The organism is Acrocarpospora pleiomorpha (assembly GCF_009687885.1).
Taxonomy (GTDB): Bacteria; Actinomycetota; Actinomycetes; order Streptosporangiales; family Streptosporangiaceae; genus Acrocarpospora; species Acrocarpospora pleiomorpha.
Window position 1 is genome coordinate 1 of the sequence record NZ_BLAF01000076.1, and the last position, 19,251, is coordinate 19,251.

At 70.0% G+C, this 19,251-nt stretch carries 18 protein-coding genes; 14 read left to right on the forward strand and 4 right to left on the reverse strand.

Annotated features, from left to right (window positions below):
• Positions 1-242 precede the first annotated feature (242 nt).
• From Aple_RS43730 to fabI, 3 genes are all read left to right on the forward strand, one after another.
• Positions 243-443, forward strand: a complete 201-nt coding sequence (locus Aple_RS43730) for a hypothetical protein (protein ID WP_155350687.1) — start codon at positions 243-245, stop codon at positions 441-443.
• A 374-nt stretch (positions 444-817) separates the two neighbouring features.
• Positions 818-1,522, forward strand: coding sequence for a beta-ketoacyl-ACP reductase (gene fabG, locus Aple_RS43735; RefSeq protein WP_155350688.1), 705 nt, complete (start codon positions 818-820; stop codon positions 1,520-1,522).
• Between the two features lie 97 nt (positions 1,523-1,619).
• On the forward strand, positions 1,620-2,387 hold the full coding sequence (fabI, locus tag Aple_RS43740; protein ID WP_155350689.1) for an enoyl-ACP reductase FabI: 768 nt from the start codon (positions 1,620-1,622) through the stop codon (positions 2,385-2,387).
• 252 nt (positions 2,388-2,639) lie between these two features.
• Here fabI and Aple_RS43745 read toward each other — a convergent pair whose 3' ends face one another.
• Together Aple_RS43745 and Aple_RS43750 are read right to left on the reverse strand one after the other, a co-directional pair.
• Complete coding sequence (locus Aple_RS43745) at positions 2,640-3,518, reverse strand: hypothetical protein (RefSeq protein WP_155350690.1); 879 nt, start codon at positions 3,516-3,518, stop codon at positions 2,640-2,642.
• 151 nt (positions 3,519-3,669) lie between these two features.
• On the reverse strand, positions 3,670-4,602 hold the full coding sequence (locus tag Aple_RS43750; protein ID WP_155350691.1) for an aldo/keto reductase: 933 nt from the start codon (positions 4,600-4,602) through the stop codon (positions 3,670-3,672).
• Between the two features lie 43 nt (positions 4,603-4,645).
• Here Aple_RS43750 and Aple_RS43755 point away from each other — a divergent pair, with 43 nt between their 5' ends.
• The 6 genes from Aple_RS43755 (at position 4,646) to mshC (ending at position 9,510) form a co-directional block, all read left to right on the forward strand.
• Positions 4,646-5,464, forward strand: coding sequence for an undecaprenyl-diphosphate phosphatase (locus Aple_RS43755; RefSeq protein ID WP_218038813.1), 819 nt, complete (start codon positions 4,646-4,648; stop codon positions 5,462-5,464).
• Positions 5,461-6,150 (forward strand): histidine phosphatase family protein, encoded by a 690-nt coding sequence (locus Aple_RS43760; RefSeq protein ID WP_155350692.1) that lies wholly within the window; start codon positions 5,461-5,463, stop codon positions 6,148-6,150. The genes Aple_RS43755 and Aple_RS43760 overlap by 4 nt, the downstream gene beginning before the upstream one ends.
• 9 nt (positions 6,151-6,159) lie before the next feature.
• Positions 6,160-6,735: a DUF3090 domain-containing protein gene (locus Aple_RS43765; protein ID WP_155350693.1), complete on the forward strand. Its 576-nt coding sequence runs from the start codon at positions 6,160-6,162 to the stop codon at positions 6,733-6,735.
• Complete coding sequence (locus Aple_RS43770; protein ID WP_155350694.1) at positions 6,732-7,478, forward strand: SCO1664 family protein; 747 nt, start codon at positions 6,732-6,734, stop codon at positions 7,476-7,478. Before Aple_RS43765 ends, Aple_RS43770 begins: the two co-directional genes overlap by 4 nt.
• A 76-nt stretch (positions 7,479-7,554) precedes the next feature.
• Positions 7,555-8,295: an NRDE family protein gene (locus tag Aple_RS43775; protein WP_246265246.1), complete on the forward strand. Its 741-nt coding sequence runs from the start codon at positions 7,555-7,557 to the stop codon at positions 8,293-8,295.
• A gap of 9 nt (positions 8,296-8,304) precedes the next feature.
• Positions 8,305-9,510, forward strand: a complete 1,206-nt coding sequence (mshC, locus tag Aple_RS43780) for a cysteine--1-D-myo-inosityl 2-amino-2-deoxy-alpha-D-glucopyranoside ligase (protein WP_155350696.1) — start codon at positions 8,305-8,307, stop codon at positions 9,508-9,510.
• A 290-nt stretch (positions 9,511-9,800) separates the two neighbouring features.
• Here the strand turns inward: mshC and Aple_RS43785 are convergent, their stop codons facing one another.
• Together Aple_RS43785 and Aple_RS43790 are read right to left on the reverse strand one after the other, a co-directional pair.
• Positions 9,801-10,769 carry a peptidoglycan recognition protein family protein gene (locus Aple_RS43785; RefSeq protein ID WP_155350697.1) on the reverse strand — a complete coding sequence of 323 codons (969 nt, stop codon included), beginning with the start codon at positions 10,767-10,769 and terminating at the stop codon, positions 9,801-9,803.
• A 141-nt stretch (positions 10,770-10,910) separates the two neighbouring features.
• Positions 10,911-11,384 (reverse strand): peptide deformylase, encoded by a 474-nt coding sequence (locus Aple_RS43790; RefSeq protein ID WP_155350698.1) that lies wholly within the window; start codon positions 11,382-11,384, stop codon positions 10,911-10,913.
• A gap of 213 nt (positions 11,385-11,597) precedes the next feature.
• On the opposite strand from Aple_RS43790, the gene Aple_RS43795 reads away from it, so the two are divergent.
• From Aple_RS43795 to nirD, 5 genes are all read left to right on the forward strand, one after another.
• The gene (locus tag Aple_RS43795) at positions 11,598-12,920 is read left to right on the forward strand and encodes an MFS transporter (RefSeq protein WP_155350699.1); all 1,323 of its coding nucleotides are present in this window, start codon (positions 11,598-11,600) and stop codon (positions 12,918-12,920) included.
• Positions 12,921-13,030: 110 nt separating this feature from the next.
• Positions 13,031-15,094, forward strand: a complete 2,064-nt coding sequence (locus tag Aple_RS43800; RefSeq protein WP_155350700.1) for a molybdopterin oxidoreductase family protein — start codon at positions 13,031-13,033, stop codon at positions 15,092-15,094.
• Complete coding sequence (locus tag Aple_RS43805) at positions 15,091-16,488, forward strand: FAD-dependent oxidoreductase (RefSeq protein WP_155350701.1); 1,398 nt, start codon at positions 15,091-15,093, stop codon at positions 16,486-16,488. The genes Aple_RS43800 and Aple_RS43805 overlap by 4 nt, the downstream gene beginning before the upstream one ends.
• Complete coding sequence (nirB, locus tag Aple_RS43810; RefSeq protein WP_155350702.1) at positions 16,485-18,908, forward strand: nitrite reductase large subunit NirB; 2,424 nt, start codon at positions 16,485-16,487, stop codon at positions 18,906-18,908. The genes Aple_RS43805 and nirB overlap by 4 nt, the downstream gene beginning before the upstream one ends.
• A complete protein-coding gene (gene nirD, locus Aple_RS43815) occupies positions 18,905-19,231 on the forward strand; it encodes a nitrite reductase small subunit NirD (protein WP_155350703.1) in 327 nt (108 codons plus the stop codon). The genes nirB and nirD overlap by 4 nt, the downstream gene beginning before the upstream one ends.
• The last annotated feature ends 20 nt before the right edge of the window (positions 19,232-19,251 follow it).

Below are 19,251 nucleotides of genomic sequence, written 5' to 3' on the forward strand. Positions count from 1 at the left end.
AGTGAATCCCGAACGCGAGAAGCCCGGGCACTCCTAGATCACGCGGATCCAAAGGAAGATCACGAGCCGATCGTCATCGGATCGCCGCGCATTCCAGCAGCCCCTGACCATGCAATCCTCGGCAATCCTCGGTCCTGTGGACGACGCGTTCGTCGCCGAGGGGGCGGTCTCTCTCGCTGGCCTCGGCTATGAGGACGTCCCGCCGGGGTCGGCCTGTCGTACAAGAAGCCCAAGGCAGCACGTTGACCGACGGGGAGATCCGGCGGGCCTACGTCCATCGCGCGATCCGCGCCCGCAACGAACGTGCCAGCACCCAGCTCAAGGTGCCTTTCAAGGCGTTGCGGAACGTCAGCCCGTGTTCGTGGAGAATCGGTGATGTTGTTGCCGCCACACTTGTGCTGTTCGACCACGAGCACAGCGCACCGCCAGACCACCAGACGTAACCAAGGTGTTGCTGTAGGCGGGAGTTGGCGCGGTGGCGTCTCTTGGAGGTAGAGCCTGAGGCCTTCGTTCCGCCGGTTTCCCAAGCGGGTGGGCCGGGATCTGGCGCTGATCCGCCCCTCGGACCCACGGCTGACACTGCCGCGATCCAGCGCTTAGCCAGTTCCGACTCGGCGCTGATCCGGCTTCCGATTCGGCGCTGGTCCTGCTTCTGGATCGGCGCTGGTCCAGCGCCGACACGCCCGTGATCCGCTCCAGATCCGGCTGCGAGTCTGCCGCGATTTCGCCGCGACTGGCCGAAGTCCACCACGCCGGACCTGTGATCTTGTCTTGTGCGGACAAGCCGTTACCGTGTGGTAGCCGATAGCGTCGGAGCATGGCTCGTTCTGTACTCGTCACCGGCGGCAACCGTGGCATCGGTCTCGCGATCGCGCGTGAACTCGCGGCGACCGGCGACGCCGTCGCCGTCACTCATCGTTCCGGCGAACCCCCGGAAGGGTTGTTCGGCGTCCGTTGCGACGTCACCAGTCAGGCCGACATCGACGCGGCATTCGACAAGGCCGAGGCGGAGCACGGCCCGGTCGAGGTGGTCGTCGCTAATGCGGGGATCACCAAGGACACGCTGCTGGCGATGATGAAGGAGGAGACCTTCACCGATGTCATCGACACCAACCTGACCGGCGCCTACCGGGTGGCCAAGCGCGCCGTCCGGCCGATGTTGCGCCTCAGGCGCGGGCGGATCATCCTGATCTCCTCGGTGGTCGGCCTGCTCGGCTCGGCTGGTCAGGCCAACTACGCCGCCTCCAAGGCAGGTCTGGTCGGCTTCGGCCGATCGCTCGCGCGCGAGCTGGCCTCCCGTAACATCACGGTCAACGTCATCGCTCCTGGTTTCGTGGAGAGTGACATGACCGCGCAGCTCACCGAGGAGCAGCAGCAGCTGATCCGCAAGCAGATCCCGCTAGGCCGGCAGGCGCACGCGGCCGAGATCGCGAGGGTCGTCCGGTTCGTGGCCAGCGATGACGCCTCCTACATCACCGGCGCGGTCATCCCCGTCGACGGCGGCCTCGGCATGGGCCATTAGGAACGGGCCACTATCCGGGGCTGCGGACGCCGGGCGACCGGTCGCCGTCTCGGCATGGGCCACTAGGAACGGGTCATTAGGAATGGGGCACTAGGACATGGGAATTCTCGACGGCAAACGTTTGCTCGTCACCGGCGTGCTCACCGACGCCTCCATCGCGTTCAGCGTGGCCAAGCTGGCCCAGGAGGAGGGCGCCACCCTGGTGCTGACCGGGTTCGGCCGGTTGAGCCTGGTGGAGCGGATCGCCAAGCGGCTGCCCAAGCCGCCGCCGGTGATCGAGCTCGACGTGCAGAACACCGAGCATCTCGACACGCTGGCCGACCGGGTCGGCGAGCATCTGGACGGTCTGGACGGCGTGGTGCACTCGATCGGCTTCGCGCCGCAGAGCTGCCTGGGGGGCAACTTCCTCAACACCCCGTGGGAGGACGTGGCCACCGCCCTGCATGTCTCCACATATTCCTACAAGTCGCTCGCCGTCGCCTGCCTGCCCCTGATGAAGGGGGGCAGCGGGGCGATCGTCGGCCTCGACTTCGACGCCACCAAGGCGTGGCCGGTGTATGACTGGATGGGCGTCGCCAAGGCCGGTCTGGAGTCGGCCAACCGCTACCTCGCCCGGGATCTCGGCAAGCACGGCATCCGGGTCAACCTGGTCGCGGCCGGGCCGCTCCGCACGATGGCCGCCAAGAGCATCCCCGGCTTCCAGGAGTTCGAGGACAGCTGGCCCGACAAGGCCCCCCTCGGCTGGGACCTCGCCGACACCGTGCCCGCTGCCAAAGCCTGCCTGGCCCTGCTCTCCGACTGGTTCCCCGCCACCACCGGCGAGATCGTCCACGTCGACGGCGGCGTCCACGCCATCGGCGCCTGACAAGACTCACCAAGCCCGGCAGGGCGGTGCTTCCAGCCAGGCCACGCGTCAGGTCAGGCGGTACTTCAAGCCACCGGGCCAGGCGGTCCTTCAAGCTACGGCCATGCTTCAAACCAGGCGGTGCTTCCAGCCAGGCCATGCGTCAGGTCAGGTGGTGTTTCAAGCCACCGGGTCAGGCCGTGCTTCAAGCCATGGCCATGGGTCAAGCCTGGTCGAGCTTCAAGCCGGACTGTGCTTCAGGTCAGGTGGTTTTCAGGCCAGGCGGTGGTGGCGGCCGGTGGTCATGGGCAGGCCGGACAACGGCAGGCCGTCTGGTTCGTCATTCTTTTCGCGGGCGCGCCGGGAGGCGACCACGCGGGTGGCCAGGACCGCTGAGAGCAGCAGCACCGCCGTCAGCGCGGTGCCCACGGGGTCGTACGGCTGGCGCGGCCGGGCGGAGGCCCCCCGCGTCTCGCCGGTCAGGGCCGGGATGAGCTGCCCGGGCCACAGCAGCGGCACCTCGGCGTCCTCGATCCTGATGACCATCCCGTCGCCGTCCGGCTCGCCCGGCGGAACGGGATCGCCTTCGCCGTCCACGAGGAACTGCGGGCGGTTCTCCGGCGGCTTGGGAGGGTCGGTCGGAAGGGTTCCGCTCCCGGAGTCGGATTCGGACGGGGTGGGCCGCGGCCGGGGCGACTTGCTGGCCCGGGGCCGCGGCTGCGTGGACGGCTTCTCGTCGCACTCGGGACCGGCCAGCAACGGCAGGCAGACGGCGCGCACGGTCTCGCCGAGGCCGCCGCTATGGGCCGGCGGTGTGGAGGGCGTAGAGCCCCCCGGCGAGCCGCCGCTCGGCGTGGGCGCAGGGCTGGCACTGACCGCGCGGCCCGCGTTGCCCGCGGTGTTGGTCACCCCGCTCACCGTGCTGTCCAGCGTGTCGGTGACCGTGGACAGCGTGCCGCCGGTCACCCCGTCCACCACGTCGGTGACTCCGTCGACCACCTGGCACAGGCTGTTGGTGACCCCCGAGAGCAGCCCTTGGGAATCGCAGTCGGCCGCCCGCGCGGACCCCGCCGCCAGTAGGGGTATTCCCCCGCCGAGCGCGAGCGCCAGCGCACCGGCGGAGATGGCGGACGCGTGACGTCCCATCCCCATAGAAGTCCCTCCCCATCCCAATAAGCGCAACGCTTACTTGGTTCTCTCAAGTTTTTCCGGCGCGCCAGGGAATTCCGCAGAAAGTTGCGATTCGGTATCGATGCGTAATACGCGAGGCACCCTCTCGTTTTCCCGGAAAGCCGGCCGGGACTCAGGACGACACGTCGTCCAGGGCCTCCCTGATCTCCCACGGGAGGGTGAGCTTCTCGGACTGGAGCACGCCCAGCAGCTGGGCATGGGTGCGCGCGCCGACGATGGCGGCCGACACGCCCGGGCGGTCCCGGATCCAGGAAAGGGCGACGGCGAGCGGGGAGACGCCCAGGCCCTCGGCGGCGGTGGTCACCGATTCGACGATGCGGCGGGAACGTTCGTCCAGATACGGCTGGACGAAGTCGGCGAAATGCGGGGTCGCGGCCCGGGAGTCGGCGGGGATGCCGGTGCGGTACTTGCCGGTGAGCACGCCCCGGCCCAGCGGGGACCAGGCCAGGACCCCCGCGCCCACATGAGCGGCGGCGGGGAGCAGCTCGTCCTCGGCCTCGCGGGCGACCAGGGAGTATTCGACCTGCGCGGCGACCAGGGGAGCCCGGCCCGGGACGCTGCGCTGCCAGGTTCCGGCCGCGGCCAGCTGCCAGCCGGTGTAGTTGCAGACACCGGCGTAAGCCGTACGGCCGGAGGAGACCGCCGTGTCGACGGCGGCGAGCGTCTCGTCGAGGGGGACGTCGGGGTCGAAGGCGTGTAACTGCCACAGGTCGATCTCGTCCAGGCCGAGCCGGTCGAGGGAGGCGTCCAGGGCGCGGACGAGGTGGCGGCGGGAGCCGTCCTTGCCGCCGGGGGTGAGCACCGCCTTGGTGGCGACGATCAGGTCGGCGCGCGGGACCACCTCGGCTAACAGGCGGCCGATCAGGCGTTCGGCGTCGCCTCCCGCATACACGTCGGCGGTGTCGATCAGCGTGCCGCCCGCGTCGGCGAACGCGGTGAGCTGAGCCGTCGCCTCCTCGGCGCCGGTGTCGCGAGCCCAGGTCATCGTGCCCAGACCGATCCGGGACACAGACAGGCCGCTGCGCCCGACAAATCGCTGATCCATTGTGAGCCAGAGTATCGCGTCGAAGGCTCTAAGCTGGCCGATCGTGGACGTTCTCCAGGCCATCGTGCTGGGCATCGTGCAGGGACTCACCGAGTTCCTGCCGATCTCCAGCTCCGCGCATCTGCTCATCGTGCCCAAGCTGCTGGACTGGCCCGACCCGGGGGCCGCCTTCACCGCGGTGATCCAGCTCGGCACCATGCTGGCGGTGCTGCTGTTCTTCTGGCGCGACATCGTGCGGATCAGCTGGGCCTGGCTGCGCAGCCTGCGGGACAAGGAGCTGCGCGGCACCCTGGACGCTCGGATGGGGTGGTACATCATCCTGGGCACGATCCCGATCTCGGTGGCCGGGCTGCTGTTCGCCGACCTGATCGAGGGTCCGGCCCGCAACCTGTGGCTGAACGCGAGCATGCTGATCGTGTTCGGCCTGATCCTGCTGGTGGCCGAGCAGTGGGGGTCCAAGCGCAAACAGATCGAGGACCTGACGCTGAAGGACGGCCTGATCATCGGCGCCTGGCAGATGCTGCCGCTGATCCCCGGCGCGTCCCGCTCCGGGTCCACGCTGACCGGCGCGATGTTCCTCGGCTACACCCGCGAGGCGGCCGCCCGCTACTCCTTCCTGTTGTCCATCCCGGCGGTCGTGCTGTCCGGCATCTTCGAGATGCGCCACGTCGGCGACGGCGGCGGCCCGCCGCTGGTGCCGACGATCATCTGCACCGTCGTCTCCTTCATCGTGGGGTACGCCTCGATCGCCTGGCTGCTCAAATGGGTGGCCAAGCACTCCACCAACATCTTCGTCGTCTACCGCGTGTTCGCCGGGTCGCTGCTGCTGACGCTGCTGTCGCTCGGTGTGATCACCGCATGAGCACGCTCCTGCTGCTGCGGCACGGGCTGACCGAACTCACCGGCCCGGTCCTGGCCGGGCGCACCCCGGGCGTGCACCTGGACGAGCGCGGCCGGGAGCAGGCGGACCGGGTCGCGGAGCGGCTGGCCGGGATAGCGCTCGACGCGATCGTCTCCAGTCCGCTGGTGCGCTGCCAGGAGACCGCCCAGGCGGTCGCCGCCGGGCGAGGGCTGGAGATCCACAGCGATGAGCGGTTCATCGAGTGCGGCTACGGGGAGTGGACCGGGCGGAAGCTCGCCGAACTGGCCAAGGAACCCCTCTGGCAGGTCGTGCAGGCGCATCCGAGCGCGGCCGTGTTCCCGGGCGGGGAGGCGCTGGCGAGCGTCCAGCACCGCGCGGTGCGGGCCGTACGCGACTGGAACGAGCGGCTGGGGGAGAAGGCGACCTATCTGGTCTGCAGCCACGGCGATGTGATCAAGGCGATCGTGGCGGACGCGATGGGCATCCATCTGGACCAGTTCCAGCGCGTCACAGCGGATCCGGCTTCGGTCACAATCATCAGATACACCCCCATACGCCCCTTCCTGCTCAAACTTAACGAGACCGGAAATATCGCTCTGCCTGAACAGGGTTCGGCGGACAAAGACGGGGGAGAAAACATCACCGGGAGCGATGCCGCCGTCGGCGGCGGAGCTGGGACCACGTAGGGTCTGCTTATGCCGGTCTTCGACTACGATCCGCCAGACAGGTTCGTGGCCGGTGCCGTGGGGCAACCGGGCGCGCGAACCTTCTTTCTGCAGGCCCGGGGGCAGGGCAGGGTCACGACGGTCTCGCTGGAGAAGTTTCAGGTGGCGGTGCTGGCCGATCGTCTGGACGAGCTGCTCGACGAGGTGCTGCGCCGCAGCGGCGGGCGGGCCCCCGTCCCGGCCGCGGCCTCCGCCGAGCTCGCCGACATGGGACCGCTGGAGATGCCGATCGACGAGGAGTTCCGGGTGGGCACGATGGCCCTGGCCTGGGACCCGGAGACCGCCCAGGTGATCATCGAGGCGCAGGAGGCGACCACCGAGGACGACGAGGAGGAGGACCCCCTGTTCGTCGACCCGGATCGGCCCGCCCCGGCCGTGCTCCGAGTCCGGATCAGCCCCGCCCTCGCCCGCGCGTTCAGCCGCCGGGCCCTCGACGTGGTGGCGGCGGGCCGCCCGCCCTGCCCGCTCTGCGGCCAGCCGCTGGACGCCGAGGGCCACATCTGTGTTCGTCTCAACGGTCACCACCCCGGGGGATTGACTGCATGACAGCGGAGAGCGCCGAGGAAGGCCCGGGTCTCGACGACGCCGCGGCCATGCGTCTGCTGCGCGAAGGCAGGCTGGAGGTGGCCGGCCGGCTGGTCGAGGCCACCAACATGACGCTCTACTGCACGATCAGCCAGGGCGAGCAGCTCGCCGCGTGCGTCTACAAACCGGTCCGCGGGGAGCGGCCGTTGTGGGATTTTCCGGACGGCACGCTGGCCGCCCGCGAGGTGGCCGCCTACGAGGTGGCCGCGGCCACGGGCTGGCGCCTGGTGCCGCCCACCGTGTACCGGGACGGCCCGTTCGGGCCCGGCATGGTGCAGCTGTGGATCGACGCCGACCCGGAGGCCGACCTGATGGCGCTGGTGCGCGGCCGCCAGCCCGCGCTGCGCCGGATGGCGGTGTACGACGCGGTCGTCAACAACGCCGACCGTAAGGCGGGCCACCTGCTGCCGCTGCCGGACGGGCACATCTACGGCGTGGATCACGGGGTCTGCTTCTCGGAGGAGGGGAAGCTGCGGACCGTGCTGTGGCAGTGGCGGGGCAAGCCGCTGCCGCGCGAGGCGGTGAGCGTGCTGGTGACGCTGGAGCGGGAGATAGAAAGGGGACGCCTGGGGCGCAGGTTGCGCGAATTACTCACGGTCGCCGAGGTCGAGGCGACCTGGAACCGGGTAAGGAAACTCCTGGACACCGGCGTTCACCCCTACCCCTCGGAGGACTGGCCGGCCATCCCCTGGCCGCCGATCTAGACGGGCCGCACTATTTCGGGCACTCTGCATGAGTCTCTACCGATAATGGAGGGAACGGGCATTGTGTACGGTGATCGTGAGTGTCGAACCCGACGCGGAGGTGCCGGTCCTTTTGGCCGGGGTGCGCGATGAGTTCGTGGCCCGGCCGTGGATGTCGCCGGGGTCGTACTGGCCGGAGCATCCGGGGCTGCTCGGCGGGAAGGATCTGCTGGCGGGTGGCACGTGGCTGGCGGTGAATCCGGCGGCGCGGCGGGTGGCGGCGCTGCTCAACGGCCAGGGTCGTCCCGCGGGCCTGGACGTCCGGTTGACCCGAGGGGATCTGCCGCTGCGCGCGGCGGACGCGGGTGAGATGCCGCATGTGGATTTGTCGAGGTATGACCCTTTCTATTTGGTCGTCGGCGGGTTGGATGGTGTGCGGTTGTGGACCTGGGACGGGCAGCGGATCGCTGAGGAGAAGCTGCCGCGCGGGCTGCATGTGATCGTCAACGCCGGTATGCCGGGGGAGGATGAGAACGCGCGGGTCGGATATTTCCGGCCGAGGTTCGCGCGGGCGGAGCGGCCGGAGCGGGTGACCGGGGGAGCGCCGGACCGGTTCTGGGGCGACTGGCTGGAGCTGGCCAGCGGCGACGGCGTGCCCGCCGACGATCCGCGCGCGCTGCTGGTGCGCCACGAGGTCGGGGAGCGGCGCGTTTACGCGAGCCTGTCGGTCACGCTGGTGGCGCTCGCCGAGAACGGCGTGCGTTACGATTTCCTGCCGTTTCCCGAGGACCCGCGGACCTGGCACACCGTGGAGATACCGGCTGAGGGGCGCGGATAGGCTCGGGTCATGCGATCGTGGCCTGCACCGAACATCCCGCGGCTACCCGGTTCCGGGCGCCCCCTGCACCTGTACGACACCGCCGCGCGACAGGTCTCACCGACAACTCCCGACGGCGAAGCCCGGATGTACGTCTGCGGCATCACCCCCTACGACGCCACCCATCTCGGCCACGCCAACACCTATCTCGCGTTCGACCTGGTCAACCGGGTCTGGCGGGACGCGGGCCACGAGGTGCACTACACCCAGAACACCACGGACGTGGACGATCCGCTGCTCGAGCGCGCCGAGCAGACCGGGGTGGACTGGCGGGAGCTCGCGGCGGATCAGATCGAGCTCTACCGCTCCGACATGGCGGCGCTGCGGATCATCCCGCCGCGTGAGTATGTCGGGGTGACCGAGGTGGTGGGCCAGGTGGCCGAGCTGATCGAGCGGCTCGGGGACGCCGTCTACCGGGTGGACGGCGACGTCTACTTCGCCCGCTCGGCCGCGCCCAAGTTCGGGGCCGTCTCCGGGTACAGCGAGGAGCTGATGCTGGAGTTGTTCGCCGAGCGCGGCGGCGACCCCGGCCGTCCTGGCAAACGCGACCCGCTGGACTGGCTGCTGTGGCGGGCCGAACGTCCCGGCGAGCCGTCCTGGCCGTCCGCTTTCGGTCCCGGGCGGCCTGGGTGGCATATCGAGTGCACCGCGATCGCGCTGAACAATCTGGGCAGCGGCTTCGATGTCGCGGGCGGGGGATCCGATCTGGTGTTCCCGCATCATGAGATGGGCGCGAGCGAAGGGCATGTGGCGACCGGCGAGTGGCCGTTCGCGCGGGCGTACGTGCACTCGGGCATGGTCGGCCTGGACGGCGAGAAGATGTCCAAGTCCCGGGGCAACCTCGTCTTCGTCTCCAAGCTCCGGCAGAACCACGACCCCATGGCGGTACGGCTCGCGCTCCTCGCCCACCACTACCGCGCCGACTGGGCGTGGACCCCCGCCGACCTCACCCACGCCGAAGCCCGCCTGGCCCGCTGGCGCACCGCCATCGCCCGCCCATCGGGCCCTGGCGGGCTCGCCCTCCTCGACCGGGTACGGGAACGTATGGCCGACGATTTGGACGCCCCCGGCGCGCTGGCGGCCATCGACGAATGGGCGTCGAACGAGGGAACCGACCCCGACGCCCCAAACCTCGTCCGCGACACCGCCGACACCCTCCTGGGCATCGCTTTGTAGGGTTGCTCGCCGTTATCCGGCGCCGTTTACCACCGCGTCACTTCTCGCCGCACCGGCGCCAAAAGCGTCTGTTGCCGGTGGGCGAGATTCGGCGGAGTTAACGTCGCAGTCTTGTGGTTGGGCTTCGCTGGCGTCAGGCGAGTCCGCGCCCGGTGAGTGGGTTTGGGTGGCGTCAGGGGCGTTCGGCGGTCCGTGGGTGAGCTTCGGTGGCGTCATGTGGGCCTGCGGCTGGTGAGTGGGTTTGGGTGGCGTCAAGGGCGTCGGTCGTCTGTGGGTGACCTTTGCTGGCGTCAGGCGGGTCCTGCGGCCGGTGGCTGGGCTTCGCCAGCGTCAAGGGCATCTGTTGTCGGTGGTTGGGCTTCGCTGGCGTTGGGAGGGGCTGCGGCTGGTGGGAGAGGTCCATCGGCATAAAGGGCATCCGGGGTCGGTGGGTGGGTTTCGGTGGGGTCAGGGGTGGTTTGGGTTTGTTGATGGGGGTCGGGGATGTGGTCGTTGGGGCCGACGGTGGGGCCGTGGTCGAAGTAGTGGGTGGGGGCGGGGAGGGAGTCCCAGTCGGTGGGGGTGAGGCGGTAGTTGTAGTGGGACTGGTAGCCGCGGTCGAGGCGTTGGGTGACTTTTTCGCGGATTTCGGGGAGGAGTTCGTAGAGTTTGTCGCCGGGGCAGGAGGTGGCGTTGACGTCGCGGTGGCCGATGATGGCGGTGTCGGGTTCCAGTTCGTAGTGCCAGCAGAGCCAGGTGAGCAGGCGGAGCAAGGAGTCCACGGCGCGCTGGGGCGGTAGTTCCTCCATGTAGGTGCCCTCGGTCTCGATGCCGAGCGTGTGGCGGTTGTGGGCGGCGGCCTGGCCTCCAGCCACGTGCCGCCAGTGCCGGACGGCGCGCATCGTGCGGTTGCGGCCCTCCATGACGTGGCCGCCGCGGCTGATGGTGAACTGCTCGCCGATGTCGTCCCAGCCGTTGTGGCGCATGTGGTAGCGCTGGATGGCGCGCGACAGCCCGAAGGCCGCCTTCAGGCTGGTCTCAGCGTGGTTCAGTGTGGCCGTGTGGTGCACGATCAGCTTGTCGGGGACGCGGTTGAGCACCACGGCCTTGGATTTCGGCGGGCGGGCCTCCCATTCCTCACGGAGATATATTCGCGGCGGCCTCGGTATGGCCGCCGGTGTGGCCGTCTGTGCGGGCGAGGCCTCGGCGGGAGCGGTGAGGAGCACCGCTCCGGCCAGCCCTCCGCCGATCGTCAGGAACGATCTGCGTGCGACGGACATGGTGGCGACCTCCCGAGTGATGTGGAACCTCGGGGACCCCACACGTCACGGGAGGCCGTCCACCAGTGTCTATCCCCAGCCCGGAGATCGGTTACCCTCCGTAACCGATACGTGTCGTATTTCCGTAATCTCCCGGTGAGGTCAGACGCGGGCCAGGAAACGTTCGCGTTCCTCCGGGGCCAGGTGGTCGCTGAAGAGCACGCCGTCGAGGTGATCCACCTCGTGCTGGAGCACGCGCGCGAGCATGCCGATGGCGCGGACCGTGACCGGCTTGCCGTACATGTCGCGACCCCGGGCGACGACGGAGAAGGAGCGCTCCAACGGACACCACACGCCGGGGGCCGACAGGCAGGCCTCGTCGGCGACGATGCGGCGTTCGGACAGCTCCAGGCGCGGGTTGACCACGTGGCCGGCCTTGCCGTCGTAGTCGAAGGCCACCACCCGCAGCGGCAGGCCGAGCTGCGGCGCGGCCAGACCGGCCCGGCCCGGACCCGCCCGCATGGTGAGGGTCAGCGCCTTCACCACATCGCGCAGCGCGCGGTCGAAGACGGTGACCGGCTCGGCCACTCCGCGCAGCACCGGATCGGTGAAAGGACGAATCTGTCGGGCAGTCATGCACGCTCCCCGCGGCGACGGCGACACCGGTTCAGGAATTCCCCGCCGCGGACTCCGCCAACCCTGGTTAATTCCATGTTGCCTGTGTGCGTCGTATGAGTTGCGTGTTTCCTCGGTGCGTCACACGTAACGGGCGCACCGTTACTAATCGTCAAAGTGCGTAACGGCCGCCGCTTACTTTTCTCGGGACATCCCCCAAGGAAAGGACACGCGATGGCCTGGATCCGTGACTGGCGTCCCGACGACCCCGCGTTCTGGGCGGCGTCCGGCCGCACGGTCGCCCGCCGCAACCTGATCTTCTCGATCTTCGCCGAGCATCTGGGTTTCACGCTGTGGACGGTGTGGAGCATCGTCGCGGTCAAGCTGGGGGCCTACAAGTTCTCCACCGACCAGCTGTTCTGGATCGTGGCGCTGCCCAACCTGGTCGGCTCCGCGCTGCGCATCCCGTACACCTTCGGCCCGGCCCGGTACGGCGGGCGCAACTTCACCGTGGCGAGCGCGCTGCTGCTGCTGATCCCGGCGGTGCTGCTGGCGGTGGCGGTGAACGATCCGGCGACGCCGTACTGGATGTTCCTGGTGATCGCGGCGACGGCGGGGCTCGGCGGCGGGAACTTCGCCTCCAGCATGGCGAACATCACCTACTTCTACCCCCAGGCCAAGCAGGGGTCGGCGCTCGGGCTGAACGCGGCCGGGGGCAACATCGGGGTGTCGTCGGTGCAGCTGGTGATGCCACTGGTGATCGGCGGGTTCGGGCTGGCCGCGGCGGGTCTGTTCTGGGTGCCGTTCATCGTGGCGGCGGCCGCCGGGGCGTACTTCTTCATGGACAACCTGAGCTCGGCCAAGGCCGAGCCGAGGGAGATGGCGCGGGCGGCCGGGGATCCGCAGACCTGGGTGATGTCGGTGCTCTACATCGGGACGTTCGGGTCGTTCATCGGGTATTCGACGGCGTTCCCGCTGCTGATCAAGTCGCAGTTCGCGGAGCGCGCGGATCTGATCACGCTGGCCTTCCTGGGGCCGCTGGTCGGCTCGCTCATCCGGCCGGTGGGCGGGTGGCTGTCGGACCGGCTCGGCGGCGCGACCGTGACGCTGTGGAACTTCGTCGCGATGGCGGGCGCGGTCCTGCTGGTCTACGCCGGGCTGGCGCAGCACAACTTCGTGCTGTTCTTCGCGGCCTACATGCTGCTGATCGGCACGGCGGGCGTGGGCAACGGGTCCACCTACCGGATGATTCCGGCGATCTTCCGGGCCAAGGCGGTGGCGGGGATCGAGCCGGGCACGGACGAGTACGAGGAGGCTGTCCGCGTCGGCAAGCGGGACGCGTCCGCGGCCATCGGGTTCATCTCCGCCATCGGCGCCTTCGGTGGATTTTTCATCAATCGCGGCTTCGGCACCTCGATCGCGTCGACCGGGGGAGCGGGCGCGGCGATCGCGGCCTTCGCCATCTTCTACGCGATCTGCTGCGCGCTGACCTGGTTCTGCTACCTGCGCACGGTCGGCCACCGGCTGGCGCCGAGCCTCGCCGCCGCCCGGGTGTGAGGTTCCTCACCGGTGGCCGGAGGCGATCGTGAGCGGCGGTTAGTGCCTTGTAGCACAGCGGTAACAGAAGGGACCCAGCCGTGAAACGGCCTGAAAGCACCATCGGACCCATGCCCGTCTCACTTCCCGCCGCGCCGCCTGTGATGTCGCGGCTGCCGGTGGGAACGGCCACGCACTGCCCGTACTGCGCGTTGCAGTGCGGCATGCACGTGCGGCCGGACGGGATCACCCCACGCGACGACATCCCCGCCAACGCGGGCGGGCTCTGCCAGAAGGGCTGGACGGCGGGCGATCTGCTCACCTCCCCGCACCGGCTGACCACCCCCCTCTTGTACGGAAATCCGGTCGGCTGGGACGAAGCCCTCGATTTCATTGCCGATCGGCTGAAGAGCATCCAAGCGGAACACGGCCCCGACGGGGTGGCCGTGTTCGGCGGCGGCGGTCTGACCAACGAGAAGGCCTATCAGCTGGGCAAGTTCGCCCGGGTGGCGCTGCGCACCAGCCAGATCGACTACAACGGCCGGTTCTGCATGGCGTCGGCCGCGGCGGCCGGCAACCGGGCGTTCGGCATGGACCGCGGCCTGCCCTTCCCGATCACCGATCTCGCCCGGGCGGACGTGGTGCTGCTGGCGGGCGGCAACGTGGCCGAGACCATGCCCCCGTTCGTCCGGCACTTCAACCGGGCGGGGCAGCTGATCGTCGCCGACCCCCGGATCACCCCGACCGCCAAGCTCGCGACCCTGCACCTGCAGCTCACGCCGGGCACCGACCTGGCGCTCGCGCTGGGGCTGCTGCACATCGCGATCGCCGAGGGATACGCGGACAAGGCGTATCTGGCCGAGCGGGTGAACGGCTTCGAGGCCGTCCGGGACAGCGTCGCCGCCTGGTGGCCGGAGCGGGTGGAGCGCATCACCGGTGTTCCGGTGGCGCGGATGCGCGACACCGTCCAGGCTCTTGGGACCGCGCGCAGGGCCGTGATCCTGACCGCGAGGGGCGCTGAGCAGCACGCGAAGGGCACCGACACGGTCACCGCGTTCATCAACCTCGCCCTCGCCCTCGGCCTGCCCGGGCGCGAGGGCTCCGGCTACGGCTGCGTGACCGGCCAGGGCAACGGCCAGGGCGGCAGGGAGCACGGCCAGAAGGCCGACCAGCTGCCCGGCTACCGGCACATCGAAGACCAGGCCGCCCGCGCGCACGTCGCCGCCGTGTGGGGCGTCGATCCCGCCGATCTGCCCGGACCCGGGCGTTCCGCCTATGAACTGCTCGACGCGCTCGGCACCCCCGCCGGGCCGAAAGCCCTGCTGCTGTTCGGCTCCAACCCGGTCGTCTCCGCGCCGCGCTCCGGCCACATCACCGCCAGGCTGGCCGCGCTCGACCTGCTCGTGGTGTCGGATCTGGTCAGGTCGGAGACCGCGGAACTGGCCACGGTCGTCCTGCCCACCACCCAGTGGGCGGAGGAGGCAGGCACATTAACTAACCTGGAGGGGCGCGTGCTGCTGCGCCGCCAGGCCGTCGCTCCGCCCTCGGGGGTGCGGAGCGACCTGTCGATCCTCGCCGCCCTCGCGCGCCGCCTCGGGCACGAGTTCCCCGACGAGCCGCCCGCGGTCTTCGACGAGCTCAGGCGGGCCACGGCGGGCGGCGTCGCCGACTACGCGGGCATCACCTACGAGCGGATCGCGGCCGAGACCGGCGTCTTCTGGCCCTGCCCCGCCGAGGATCACCCCGGCACGCCCCGGCCCTTCCTGGACCGCTTCGCCACCCCCGACGGCCGGGCGAGGATGGTCCCCGTCGAGCACCGGCCCCCCGTCGAGGACATCGACGACGACTACCCCCTCTACCTGACCACCGGGCGGGTGCTCGCGCACTACCAGAGCGGCGCGCAGACCCGCAGGATCCCCGCCCTCACCGCGGCCGCGCCCGAGGTGTTCGTGGAGATGCATCCCCAACTCGCCGAGCGCATCGGCGTGGCGGCCGGCGACCGGGTCAGGGTCGCCAGCCGCCGCGGCTCCACCGAGGCCCCCGCCCGGCTGAGCCAGGCCATCCGCCCCGACACCGTGTTCATGCCGTTCCACTGGGAGGGCGTCAACCGGCTCACCAACCCGGCGCTGGACCCGATCTCGAGAATGCCCGAATTCAAGGTCTGCGCTGTGAGGGTCGAAGGGGGCACGCCATGAGGCTGGTCGTCGTCGGCACCGGCATGGCCGGGTCCCGCGTGGTCAGCGACGTGCGGGCCAGGGACAAGCGCGTCCGGGTGACCGTGTTCGGGGCCGAGACCTGGCAGCCGTACAACCGGGTGCTGCTGTCCAACGTGCTGGCGGGCACGGCCACGCCCGAGATCGTCCGGCTGCACGACAAGGCCTGGTACGCCGAGCACGGGGTCACCGCCGTGCTCGGCGCCGAGGTCACGGCCATCGACCGGGACTGCCGCACGGTCATCACGGCGGACGGGCGGCGGGAGCCGTACGACGTGCTGGTGCTGGCCACCGGCAGCCGGCCGTTCGTGCCGCCGATCCCCGGCGTGGAGCTGGCCATCCCGTTCCGCACGCTGGACGACTGCGAGAAGATCGTCGAAGCGGCCGGACGGGCCCGGCGGGCGGTCGTGGTCGGCGGCGGGCTGCTCGGCATCGAGGCCGCGCGCGGCCTGGCCGGGCGCGGCCTGCCGGTGACGCTGCTGCACGTGGCCGGGCACCTGATGGAACGCCAGCTGGACGCCGAAGCCGGGCTTGTGCTCGGCGAGACGCTGACCGCGCTCGGCGTGGAGATCAGGACCGGTGCCGAGGTCACCGCCATCACCGAAGCCGGGGTCGAGGTCACCGGCGGTCTGGTCGAGGGCGACCTGGTCGTCCTGGCCTGCGGTGTCCGGCCGGTCGTGGACCTGGCCAGGGACGCCGGGCTGCACGTGGAACGCGGGATCGTGGTCGACGACGAGATGCGCACCGACGATCCGTCGATCTTCGCGGTCGGCGAGTGCGCCCAGCACGACGGCCAGGTGTACGGGCTGGTCGCGCCCTGCTGGGAGCAGGCCGCCATCGTGGCCGACCTGATCACCGGCGCCGACACTGCCGCTCGCTACCGGGGATCCCGGCTGGTCACCCGGCTCAAGGCCAGGAGCGTCGAGCTCGCCGCGATGGGCGAGACCCACCTGACCGAGGCCGACGCCGAGATCGTCAGCTTCAGCCACCGCCGGACCGGGACCTACCGCAAGCTCGTGATCAGGAACGACCGCCTCGTCGGCGCGATCCTGGTCGGGGAGAGCGCCGCCGTCGGCACGCTCACCCAGCTCTACGACCGGGGCGGGCCGCTGCCAGGGGACCGGGCCAGCCTGCTCTTCCCCGGCCTGTCGTCCGCGCCGGTGGCCGACAGTCCGGTGCGCATGCCCGACGCGGCCAAGGTGTGCCGCTGCAACAACGTGACGAAAGGCCAGATCAGGGCCTGCTGGGAGGAGGGCGCCCGGGATCTGGCGGCGGTGGCCGCGGCGACCCGGGCGACCACCGGGTGCGGCGGATGCGCCGACGCCGTCGAGGGAATCGTGAGCTGGCTGTGCGAGCAGGAAGGGGTAAGCGTATGACGCGGGTCGTGGTAGTGGGTCACGGGCCTTCGGCCTACCGGCTGGTGGAGTCGCTGCGGGGGTTCGCCGGGTCGATCACGATCGTGGGGGAGGAGCCGCGACCGGCGTACGACCGGGTGGCGCTGACCTCGTATCTGGCGGGCAAGACCGCTGAGGATCTGACCTATCCGGTTCCGGAGGGGGTCACGCTGCGGCTCGGCTCCCGGGTGACGGGCATCGACCGCGCCGCCCGTACGGTCATCACCGCCGATGGCGAAATTTCGGAATACGACGTGCTGGTGCTGGCCACCGGGTCGGCGCCCTTCGTGCCACCCGTGCCCGGCAAGGACCGGGCCGGATGTTTCGTGTACCGGACGATCGAGGACCTGGACGCGATCAGGGCCGCCGCCGCGACCGCCACGTCCGGGATCGTGGTCGGCGGCGGGCTGCTCGGCCTGGAGGCCGCCGACGCGCTGCGCGGGCTCGGCCTGGAGACCCACGTGGTCGAGATGAGCCCCTGGCTGATGCCCCGCCAGGTCGACGAGGGCGGCGGCGCGGTCCTGCGCGACCACGTGGAACGCCTCGGCCTGACCGTGCACGCCGGAGCGGGCGTCAAGGAGATCGCCGGACCGGACCGGGTGACCGGCCTGGTCAAACCCGACGGCGAGGTCATTCCCGCCCAGATCGTGGTCTTCTCCGCCGGGATCCGGCCCCGCGACGAGCTGGCCCGCGCGTCCGGCCTCGCGGTGGGCGAGCGCGGCGGCATCGTGGTCGACGAGGGCATGCGCACCTCCGATCCGTCGATCTACGCGATCGGCGAGTGCGCGCTGACAGGCGGCCAGATCTACGGCCTGGTCGGACCCTGTTTCACCATGGCCGAGGTGGCCGCCGACCGGATCATGGGCGGCACGTCGAGCTTCTCCGGCGCGGACCTGTCCACCAAGCTCAAGCTGCTCGGCGTGGCCGTCGCCCAGTTCGGCCAGATGTCCGGAGCGCTGGACGTCACCTACATGGACCCGGTCGGCGGCGTCTACAAGAAGCTGTTCGTCAGCGACGACGCCAGAACCCTCCTGGGCGGTATCTGCGTCGGCGACGCGGGCCCGTACGACACCCTGCGCCCCTACGTCGGCAAACCCCTGCCCGGCCTCCCGAGCGACCTGCTGTTCACCGGCGGCGTCACGCTGGACCTCCCCGACGACGCCCAGGTCTGCTCCTGCAACAACGTCACCGCGGGCACGGTCCGCGAAGCCGTACTCGACAAGGCGCTCACCGACGTCTCCGGCATCAAGGCCTGCACCCGGGCGGGATCCACCTGCGGCAGCTGCGTCCCGCTGCTCAAGCAGATCCTCGTCAAATCCGGCGTGCCGGTCAGCAAGGCGCTGTGCGAGCACTTCACGCAGAGCCGCGCCGAGCTGTTCGAGATCGTCCAGGTCCGCGCCATCACCACCTTCACCCAGCTGATCCAGGAGCACGGCACCGGCCGCGGCTGCGACATCTGCAAGCCGGCCGTCGCGTCCATCCTCGCCTCCCTGCACAACGCGCACGTCCTGGACGGCGAGCATGTCGCCCTCCAGGACACCAACGACCACTTCCTCGCCAACATCCAGAAGAACGGCACCTACTCGGTCGTCCCGCGCATCCCCGGCGGCGAGATCACCCCGGACAAGCTCATCGTGATCGGCGAGGTGGCCCGCGACTTCGGCCTCTACACCAAGATCACCGGCGGGCAGCGCATCGACCTGTTCGGCGCCCGCGTCGAGCAGCTCCCGCAGATCTGGCGCCGCCTGGTCGACGCGGGCTTCGAGTCGGGCCACGCCTACGGCAAGGCCCTGCGCACCGTGAAATCCTGCGTCGGCTCCACCTGGTGCCGCTACGGCGTGCAGGACTCGGCCGCCCTCGCGATCATGCTGGAGACCCGCTACCGGGGCCTGCGCTCCCCGCACAAGCTCAAGTCCGCCGTCTCCGGCTGCGCCCGCGAATGCGCGGAAGCCCGCTCCAAGGACTTCGGTGTCATCGCCACCGAGAACGGCTGGAACCTCTACGTCTGCGGCAACGGCGGCTTCAAACCCCGCCACGCGGACCTGCTGGTGTCCGACGTGGACACCGACACGCTGATCCGCACCATCGACCGGTTCCTGATGTTCTACGTCCGCACCGCCGACCGCCTCCAGCGCACCTCCACCTGGCTGGAGGCCATGGACGGCGGCCTGGACCACCTGCGCGACGTGATCGTGGACGACTCGCTCGGGCTGTGCGCCGACCTGGACGCCCAGATCGAACGACACGTCGCCGGATATTTCGACGAATGGAGGGCCACTCTCGACGACCCCGACAAACTCCGGCGTTTCACCAGCTTCGTCAACGCGCCCGGGGTGCCCGACCCGTCGATCACCTTCGTCACCGAACGCGACCAGATCAGACCCGTGGGGGTGAGCTCATGAAGACATGGACGTCCGTCTGCGGCTACGCCGACCTGCTCCCGGAACGGGGCGCCTGCGCCCTGCTGGGATCCGAGCAGGTCGCGCTCTTCCGGACCTTCGACGGCCGCGTGTACGCCACCGGCAACCGGGACCCGTACAGCGGGGCGTACGTGCTGTCCCGAGGCATCGTCGGCACCAGGAACGGGGAGCCCACCGTGGCCTCCCCCATGCACAAGCAAGTGTTCTCCCTGGTCACCGGAGCCTGCCTGGACGATCCGGCGACCTTTATCCCGATATTTCCGATTCGTGTCACCAGTGGGATGGTAGAGGTGAGCGTTCTGTGACCGCGCTACTCGAAGAAGCT

Bases quoted from the DNA above. Each gene is read 5' to 3' on its own strand.
- Aple_RS43785 (WP_155350697.1), bottom strand. From the start codon at position 10,769: ATGTCCGTCGCACGCAGATCGTTCCTGACGATCGGCGGAGGGCTGGCC.
- fabI (WP_155350689.1), top strand. From the start codon at position 1,620: ATGGGAATTCTCGACGGCAAACGTTTGCTCGTCACCGGCGTGCTCACC.
- Aple_RS43805 (WP_155350701.1), top strand. From the start codon at position 15,091: ATGAGGCTGGTCGTCGTCGGCACCGGCATGGCCGGGTCCCGCGTGGTC.
- mshC (WP_155350696.1), top strand. From the start codon at position 8,305: ATGCGATCGTGGCCTGCACCGAACATCCCGCGGCTACCCGGTTCCGGG.
- Aple_RS43790 (WP_155350698.1), bottom strand. From the start codon at position 11,384: ATGACTGCCCGACAGATTCGTCCTTTCACCGATCCGGTGCTGCGCGGA.
- fabG (WP_155350688.1), top strand. From the start codon at position 818: ATGGCTCGTTCTGTACTCGTCACCGGCGGCAACCGTGGCATCGGTCTC.
- nirB (WP_155350702.1), top strand. From the start codon at position 16,485: ATGACGCGGGTCGTGGTAGTGGGTCACGGGCCTTCGGCCTACCGGCTG.
- Aple_RS43760 (WP_155350692.1), top strand. From the start codon at position 5,461: ATGAGCACGCTCCTGCTGCTGCGGCACGGGCTGACCGAACTCACCGGC.
- Aple_RS43800 (WP_155350700.1), top strand. From the start codon at position 13,031: ATGCCCGTCTCACTTCCCGCCGCGCCGCCTGTGATGTCGCGGCTGCCG.
- Aple_RS43795 (WP_155350699.1), top strand. From the start codon at position 11,598: ATGGCCTGGATCCGTGACTGGCGTCCCGACGACCCCGCGTTCTGGGCG.
- nirD (WP_155350703.1), top strand. From the start codon at position 18,905: ATGAAGACATGGACGTCCGTCTGCGGCTACGCCGACCTGCTCCCGGAA.
- Aple_RS43750 (WP_155350691.1), bottom strand. From the start codon at position 4,602: ATGGATCAGCGATTTGTCGGGCGCAGCGGCCTGTCTGTGTCCCGGATC.
- Aple_RS43770 (WP_155350694.1), top strand. From the start codon at position 6,732: ATGACAGCGGAGAGCGCCGAGGAAGGCCCGGGTCTCGACGACGCCGCG.
- Aple_RS43745 (WP_155350690.1), bottom strand. From the start codon at position 3,518: ATGGGGATGGGACGTCACGCGTCCGCCATCTCCGCCGGTGCGCTGGCG.
- Aple_RS43765 (WP_155350693.1), top strand. From the start codon at position 6,160: ATGCCGGTCTTCGACTACGATCCGCCAGACAGGTTCGTGGCCGGTGCC.